Source organism: Burkholderia sp. APQ4-4ca (genome assembly GCF_057837105.1).
On sequence record NZ_JBYQCG010000079.1, the window covers coordinates 21,843 to 29,453 of the forward strand.

Annotated in this window: 6 protein-coding genes and 1 pseudogene; 4 read left to right on the plus strand and 3 right to left on the minus strand. The window is 67.4% G+C overall.

The window, feature by feature from the left end:
* Positions 1 to 54 precede the first annotated feature (54 nt).
* The 3 genes from AC3IFE_RS09820 (at position 55) to AC3IFE_RS09830 (ending at position 3,425) form a co-directional block, all read left to right on the plus strand.
* Positions 55 to 1,695 (plus strand): gamma-glutamyltransferase family protein, encoded by a 1,641-nt coding sequence (locus tag AC3IFE_RS09820; RefSeq protein ID WP_489190397.1) that lies wholly within the window; start codon positions 55 to 57, stop codon positions 1,693 to 1,695.
* A 325-nt stretch (positions 1,696 to 2,020) separates the two neighbouring features.
* Positions 2,021 to 2,848: a ferritin-like domain-containing protein gene (locus tag AC3IFE_RS09825; protein WP_089468384.1), complete on the plus strand. Its 828-nt coding sequence runs from the start codon at positions 2,021 to 2,023 to the stop codon at positions 2,846 to 2,848.
* A 70-nt stretch (positions 2,849 to 2,918) separates the two neighbouring features.
* The gene (locus tag AC3IFE_RS09830) at positions 2,919 to 3,425 is read left to right on the plus strand and encodes a hypothetical protein (protein WP_489190398.1); all 507 of its coding nucleotides are present in this window, start codon (positions 2,919 to 2,921) and stop codon (positions 3,423 to 3,425) included.
* Here AC3IFE_RS09830 and AC3IFE_RS09835 read toward each other — a convergent pair.
* The 3 genes from AC3IFE_RS09835 to AC3IFE_RS09845 form a co-directional block, all read right to left on the minus strand.
* The gene (locus AC3IFE_RS09835) at positions 3,419 to 4,870 is read right to left on the minus strand and encodes a DEAD/DEAH box helicase (protein WP_489190399.1); all 1,452 of its coding nucleotides are present in this window, start codon (positions 4,868 to 4,870) and stop codon (positions 3,419 to 3,421) included. The two genes, AC3IFE_RS09830 and AC3IFE_RS09835, sit on opposite strands and share 7 nt — an antisense overlap.
* Before the next feature lie 137 nt (positions 4,871 to 5,007).
* The gene (locus AC3IFE_RS09840; protein WP_006477897.1) at positions 5,008 to 6,306 is read right to left on the minus strand and encodes a c-type cytochrome; all 1,299 of its coding nucleotides are present in this window, start codon (positions 6,304 to 6,306) and stop codon (positions 5,008 to 5,010) included.
* A gap of 19 nt (positions 6,307 to 6,325) precedes the next feature.
* Entirely contained in the window at positions 6,326 to 7,090 is a 765-nt protein-coding gene (locus AC3IFE_RS09845) for a c-type cytochrome (protein ID WP_089468381.1), read from the minus strand.
* Positions 7,091 to 7,282: 192 nt separating this feature from the next.
* Here AC3IFE_RS09845 and AC3IFE_RS09850 point away from each other — a divergent pair.
* A pseudogene (locus tag AC3IFE_RS09850) lies at positions 7,283 to 7,611 on the plus strand (copper resistance protein CopD); the annotation flags it as partial.

Consider the following 7,611-nt stretch of genomic DNA (forward strand, 5'->3'; position numbering starts at 1 on the left):
CGGACTGCCCGTTCGCGCGGGCACGTTCATTCAGCTTTCGGCGAGGTGGCATCGATGAGTGGCTTCAACTGGCACAACCCGTATCCGTCGACCCGCATTCCGGTGTTCGCGCGCAACGTCGTGTCGACGTCGCACCCGCTTGCCGCGCAGGCCGGGCTGCGGATGCTGTGGAAGGGCGGCAACGCGGTCGACGCGGCGCTGGCCGCGGCCGCCGCGATCACGGTGGTGGAACCCGTGTCGTGCGGGCTCGGCGGCGATGCGTTCGCGCTCGTGTGGGATGGCGAGCGACTGTCGGGGCTCAACGCATCGGGCGTCGCGCCGGCCGCATGGAACGTCGACTACTTCCGCAAGCGCCACGGCGAGGGCGCCCGCGGCATCGCGAACAAGCCGACGCGCGGCTGGGACACCGTCACCGTGCCGGGCGTGATCGCGGGCTGGGAAGCGCTGCACGCGAAGTTCGGTTCGCTGCCGTTCGCGGACCTGCTCGAGCCGGCGATCGAGATCGCGGAGCGCGGCTATTCGGTGCCGCCGATCGTCGCGCACAAGTGGGCGGCGGCCATTCCCGAACTGCAGGGCTTGCCCGGTTTCGCGGACACCTTCATGCCGCGCGGCCGCGCACCGCTCGTCGGCGAACGCGTGTGCCTGCCCGGTCATGCGCAGACGCTGCGCACGCTCGCGAAGGACGGCGCCCGGGCGTTCTACGAAGGCGCGCTCGCCGAGCGCATCGCCGCGTTCGCGCGCGAAGGCGGCGGCGCGCTGACCGAAGCCGACCTGCGCGCGTACCGGCCGGAATGGGTCGAGCCGATCGGCAAGCGCTTCGGCCGTCACACGATTCACGAGATCCCGCCGAACGGGCAGGGCATCGCCGCGCTGATCGCGCTCGGCATCGCCGAGCATGCGGGCCTGACCGAATGGCCGGTCGATTCGGTCGATTCGCAGCATCTGCAGATCGAGGCGATGAAGCTCGCGTTCGCCGACGTCTATCGCTACGTCGCCGATCCGCGCGCGATGGACGTCACGCCCGAACAGATGCTCGACGATGCGTATCTCGCCGAACGCGCGAAGCTGATCGATCGTGCGCGCGCGACGCATTTCGCCGCCGGCCGGCCGCATTCGGGCGGCACGATCTACCTGTCGGCGGCCGACGAGCGCGGGATGATGGTGAGCTTCATCCAGTCGAACTACATGGGCTTCGGTTCGGGGCTCGTCGTGCCCGGCGCCGGCATTGCGCTGCAGAACCGCGGGTACGGCCTCTCGATGGACCCGGCTTCGCCGAACGTCGTCGCGGGCGGCAAGCGGCCGTTCCACACGATCATCCCGGCGTTCGTCACCGAGGAAGCCAACGGCCGCACCGAGGCCGTGATGAGCTTCGGCGTGATGGGCGGCGACATGCAGCCGCAGGGCCACCTGCAGACCATCGTGCGGATGCTCGGCTATGGCCAGCAGCCGCAGGCCGCGTGCTGCGCGCCGCGCTGGAAGGTCAACCGCGACTTCACGCTCGACGTCGAGGCGACGATGAACCGCGCGACGGTCGACGCGCTGGCCGCCCGCGGCCATACGATCCAGTCGATCGACGATCCTTACATGGATTTCGGGTCCGGACAGTTCGTGTGGCGCCTCGATCCCGACGATCCAGAGCGCGGCTACGTGGCCGCGAGCGACAGCCGGCGCGACGGGCTCGCGGCCGGTTTCTGACGGATCGCTTCAGATCGCCTTGCAGTTTCCCCGTATCACGGGCGGCCCGGCGGCCGCCCGTTTCGTTTGGCGCGGCGTATGCCATCGAAGGCGCGCAAGCGGTTTGAAGGACTCATCTAACGAACGGCAACAGACGCCGTGGAACTGCGCCTGTCGGGTATGGTCAGTGCTCTGGAGCACGAACTTCAAAGTCCGGCTAAGATGCCAGGATGGTTCGGCCGGACCGACTCACTATAAACGCAAGTAAAACGCCGCCTGCGGATCGGCTGGCGCCTGTGCCCCAGGCACGGGCCGGCCTCCGCGCGACGACTGGGAGCGCACTACCATGGACACCAAAACGACGCATGTGATGCCGTGGCGTATCGAGGACATCGACCTGAACCGGATCGATCGTCAGCGTGCCGCCGCGAACGAGGATCTGCTGCTGCTGCTGTGCGCGTCGTCGTTCATCGAGAGCGGCTCGGATCTCTATACGAGCAATCTGAGCGAATTCTTCAATGACGATCCGGAAGTCTCCGCATGGCTCAACAGTGCGTGGGAGCCCGAAGAATTGCAGCACGGCCGCGCGCTGAAGGCGTATATCGCGCACGTGTGGCCCGAGTTCGACTGGGATACGGCCTTCGCGAATTTCTTCGCCGAGTATTCGAAGACCTGCTCGGTCGAGGCGTTCGAAAAAACCCGCGCGCTCGAAATGGTCGCACGCTGCGTCGTCGAGACGGGCACGGCCACGCTCTATCGCGCGATCAACGAATGCTCGGACGAGCCGGTGCTGAAGGAAATCACCGACAACATCCGCACGGACGAAGTGCGTCACTACAAGCACTTCTTCAAGTTCTTCAAGAAGTACAACCAGGTCGAAGGCAACGGCCGGCTCGCGGTGCTCGGTGCGCTCGCGCGCCGCGTGATGGAAATCAAGAACGAGGATTCCGAGATCGCGCTGCGCCACGTGTTCGCGATCCGCTATCCGGACCGCGTCGGCGACAGCCAGTACAACCGCGAGCGCGCGGCGCGCATCAATTCGCTCGTTCGTCGCAACCTGTCGGCCGACATGTGCGTGAAGATGCTGCTCAAGCCGCTCGACCTGCCCGCGAAGATCCAGCCGGGCGTCCACTATCCGCTCACGAAGATCACGCGGCACGTTTTCCTGCGCTGATCGCCGCGGCCCGGCCCGGCGCGCGTATGCTGGCGCCTCCTCTTCCGATCCGCAACCGGGCCACGCCATCATGACCGATACCCATCGCCACGCGCTCGAACAATGGACGTTCGACGCGTGGCCGCCCGCCGTCGTGTCGCTGTTCGACGGCACCGCGCTCGAGCGTCATGCCGACGTCGCCGCGTCGCTGATCGTCGCGACCGACGACGGCCAGTTGCGCACGACGCTGCTCGGCGTCGGCGAGATCTACGCACACGATGCGCGCACGCTGTTGATCGCGCTCTGGCCGCAGTCGCGAGCGGCGCGCGCGATCGCGCGACGGCGCGCGGCCGCGTTGACGCTCGTCGCGGACGGCGCGTTCTTTCAGGCGCAACTGGAGATGGCGCCGCTCGAAGGAGACTTCGGCGGGCTGGCCGGATTCGCTGCGACGATCGCGCACGGCGATGCGCAGCGGGTCGGTTATGCGCGTCTCGCGACAGGCGTCACGTTCACGCTGGAAGGGGAGCGCGCCGCGGTGCTCGCACGCTGGCAACGCCAGATCGAGCACCTGCGGCGCGCGGCCGAGCGGCTTCAGTGACCGCGCTGGCCGCTGCGCGACGAACGGTTGCGGTTCGGATGCGCGGCGTTGCCGCTTGCCGGGCGGGCGCCGTTGCCGCCGCCTGCCGGACGTCCGCCGCTGTTGCCGCCCGCGCCGGCGCCGCCTTGCGTGCGCGGCTTCGCGGCCTTCTGCTGGGCAGCCTTCGGTTGCGCGTTGCCGTCGCGTTTCGCGGCCGGCTGGCCTGAGCCGCCGGCACGCGGCTGGCGATTGCCGCCACCACCGCCACCGCCGCGCGGCTGTTGCTGCCCGCGGCGCTGCTGGATCGGCTCCGGCTTCGCATTCGGATCGGGTTCGAAGCCCGCGATCACTTCCTGCGGGATCTCGCGCTTGATCAGCCGCTCGATGTCGCGCAGCAGTTGCTTCTCGTCGACGCACACGAGCGACACGGCTTCGCCGGTCGCGCCCGCGCGGCCCGTGCGGCCGATCCGGTGCACGTAATCCTCGGGCACGTTCGGCAGGTCGAAGTTGACGACGTGCGGCAACTGGTCGATGTCGATCCCGCGCGCGGCGATATCGGTCGCGACGAGCACCTGCAGCGTGCTGTTCTTGAACTCGGCCAGCGCGCGCGTACGCGCCGACTGGCTCTTGTTGCCGTGGATCGCCATCGCGCTGATGCCGTCCTTCGTCAACTGCTCGGCGAGCCGGTTCGCGCCGTGCTTGGTGCGCGTGAACACCAGCACCTGGAACCAGTTGTGTTCGCGGATCAGGTGCGTGAGCAGCTCGCGCTTGCGGTCGCGGTCGACCGGGTGGATCTTCTGCGCGACGCTTTCGGCGGTCGTGTTGCGGCGGGCGACCTCGATCAGCGCGGGCGAGTCGAGCAGGCTGTCGGCGAGCGCCTTGATTTCATCGGAGAAGGTGGCCGAGAACAGCAGGTTCTGGCGCTGCGGCGGCAGTTTCGCGAGCACGCGCTTGATGTCGTGGATGAAGCCCATGTCGAGCATCCGGTCGGCTTCGTCGAGCACGAGGATGTCGAGATCCGACAGGTCGATGGTCTTCTGCTGCATGTGGTCGAGCAGGCGCCCCGGCGTCGCGACGACGATGTCGACGCCGCGCTTGAGCGCGTCGATCTGCGGATTGATGCTGACGCCGCCGAACATGACGGTCGAGCGCAGCTTCAGGTACTTGCTGTACGCGCGCACGCTTTCCTCGACCTGGGCGGCGAGTTCGCGCGTCGGCGTGAGGATCAGTGCGCGCACCGCGCGCTTCGCGCCACGGTGCTCGGCGTAGAACGTGTGCAGGCGTTGCAGGATCGGCAGCGTGAAGCCGGCGGTCTTGCCGGTGCCGGTTTGTGCGCCGGCGAGCAGGTCGCCGCCGCCGAGGACGGCCGGGATCGCCTGCTGCTGGATCGGGGTCGGCGACGTGTAGCCGAGCTCGTTGACCGCCTTGACCAGCGGTTCGGCCAAGCCGAGAGATTCGAAAGACATAGATACCACTCTTGAGTTTTATGATCGGCGACACAGCGCGCGGCCCGCGCGGCAAACCTGCATCGCTAAACAGCCAAAAAGCAAAAGGGCGCGGCCGCGGTTTCCCGCAGCCGCGCCCCGTTTGTGTGAGCCGCTTCTTAGTCGAGCGGCGCGGAACGCAGGTCGCTCACCTGTTGCGGCGAGATCGGCGTACCGTTGTTACCCCAAGACATCCGGATATACGTGACGACCGCCGCGACTTCCTGGTTCGACAACGACTGCGCGAACGGCGGCATCCCGTACGGACGCGGATTCTTGAACGTGCTCGGCGGATAGCCGCCATTCAGCACCATGCGGATCGGGTTGACCGCCGATTCCATCATGATCGAGTGGTTGCCCGCGAGCGGCGGATAGGCCGGCGGCTTGCCGGCGCCGGTTTCGGCGTGGCAGGTCGCGCAGTTGTCCGCGTAGATCTTCTTGCCCTGGTCGAACAGCGCGTTGCCGAACTGCTTCGACGGCTCGTACTGCATGTTCTTCGGCGCTTCAGCCTTCTGCGGGATCGACTTCAGGTACGTCGACATCGCGCGCGTATCTTCGTCGGTCATGTACTGCAGGCTGTTGTGGACCACGTCCGCCATCGGGCCGAACACCGCGCCCTTCTGCGACACGCCGGCCTGCAGCAGGTCGGACAGCTCCTGCACGTGCCAGTCGCCGAGGCCGAGTTCCTTGTCGTTCGTCAGCGACGGCGCATACCAGTTCTGCAGCGGGATCAGGCCGCCGGCGAACGCCGACGAACTCACCGGGCCGCCCATCATGTTGATCGACGTGTGGCACATCGAGCAATGGCCGAGGCCTTCGACGAGATACGCGCCGCGGTTCCATTCGACCGACTTCGTCGGATCCGGCTTGTACTCGCCTTCCTTGAAGAACAGCGTGCGCCAGCCGATCAGCAGGTTGCGGTTGTTGAACGGGAACTTCAGTTCGTGCGGACGGCTCGGCACCGACACCGGCGGCACCGAACGCAGGTACGCGTAGATCGCGTCCGAATCGGCGCGCGTGACCTTCGTGTAGCTCGCGAACGGGAAGCCCGGGTACAGCAGGCTGCCGTCCTTCGAGCGACCCGTGTGCATCGCGCGGTAGAAGTCGTCCGACGTCCACTTGCCGATACCGTTCTGGTCGTCCGGCGTGATGTTCGGCGTGTACATCGTGCCGAACGGCGTCGCCATCGGCAGGCCGCCCGCGAACGACTTGCCGCCGCGCACGGTGTGGCACGCGATACAGTCGCCGACGCGCGCGAGGTATTCGCCCTTCTTGATCAGCGCGGCCTGGTCGGCCGGCGTGGCCGCGACGGCGGCGGCGCCGTGCAGCGTGTCGTTGCCCGGCCACAGGACCGGCACGAGGGCGGCAGCCGCGACGATCGCGACGGCCGAGAGTGCAAACAGGGACTTGCGTTTCATTGTGTCTGTCTCCCTTGCCTTATTGCGGTTCGCTGCCGCAGGCGAGCGGAGTCTTCATCGAACGCGCCGGGGCCGGCACGGGGTTGGCGGGCGCCGGTTGCGCGGCGAGCCATGCGGTCACGGCCGTCACGTCTTCATCCGACAGCTTCGATGCGATCTCGTGCATGCAATCCGGTGCCTTCGCGTGACGGTTGCCCGAGCGCCATGCGCCGAGCTGCGCGCTCAGGTAATCGGCGTGCAGGCCGACGAGGCCCGGGATCGCCGGCTGCATGCCGGTCAGCCCTGCGCCGTGGCAGGCCACGCAGGCAGGCAGCTTGCGGGACGGGTCGCCCTGCGTGACGAGCTGCTTGCCGCGCGCGAGCGTCGCGGCCGGCAGCGTCGGCTTCGCCGGCGTCGGGTACGGCGGACGTTCGGCCGAGAAGTGCTCGGCGATTTCCTTCAGGTAATCGTCGTTCAGGTACGTCAGCAGATAGTTCATCGGCGGGTACTTGCGCCGGCCGTCGCGGAAGTTGACGAGCTGGTTGTACAGGTACTCGGCGGGCTTGCCGGCCAGACGCGGGAAGTAGTCGTTGTCCGTGCCCTGGCCGTGGACGCCGTGGCATGCGGTACAGCCGCGCACGCGCTCGGCCATCGTATCGGGTGCCTTGAGCGGCGCCTGCTGGGCGTGCGCTTGCTCCGTGGGCTTGGTCTGCGCTTGGGCAGCGCTCATAAGGCCCGCGCCGCCGATCATCAGAACGGCGAGCAGCGGACGGAAGAGGCGTCTTGAAGACACACGAGACTCCATGTTTATTCGTCGGGGACCTTGTCCGGGCTACGATCGGCTCGGCGCATGGACGGCAGGACAGCCGGGCTGCTGCGACGCGGCATTCTATCATCGATGGGTAATGACGGCTATTTGGCAAAAGGACATCGGTTCCTGTCCGTTTGCGACTTGCGACAATTTGACGCGCATTGCGCCGGGCTCATGTGAACCGGCGTGCGTTTTCCCCATCGAAGACCGTACACTCGCGGGTCGCGCGGCGCCGCCTCCGCCGCAGGTCCAGTCATTTCTCCCGTTTCCGGATTCATCGATGACGTTTTCTACCGTGCCGTTGCCTGCCTCCCGCTGCCCGTTCCCTCGCCGCCGCACTGCCGGCCTGCCGCTTGCGGGAGGGGCCGCGCGATGAAGTTCGACAGCTTGTGGATCGGTCAGGTCGCGCTCGCGGCGCTGATGGATGCGGCGTTCGCGATGGCGGTCGGCTCGGCGCTCCTCAAGGCGTGGCTCGGCAAGGACGGCGCGCGGCCGGTCGTCGCGCCGTCGCATTC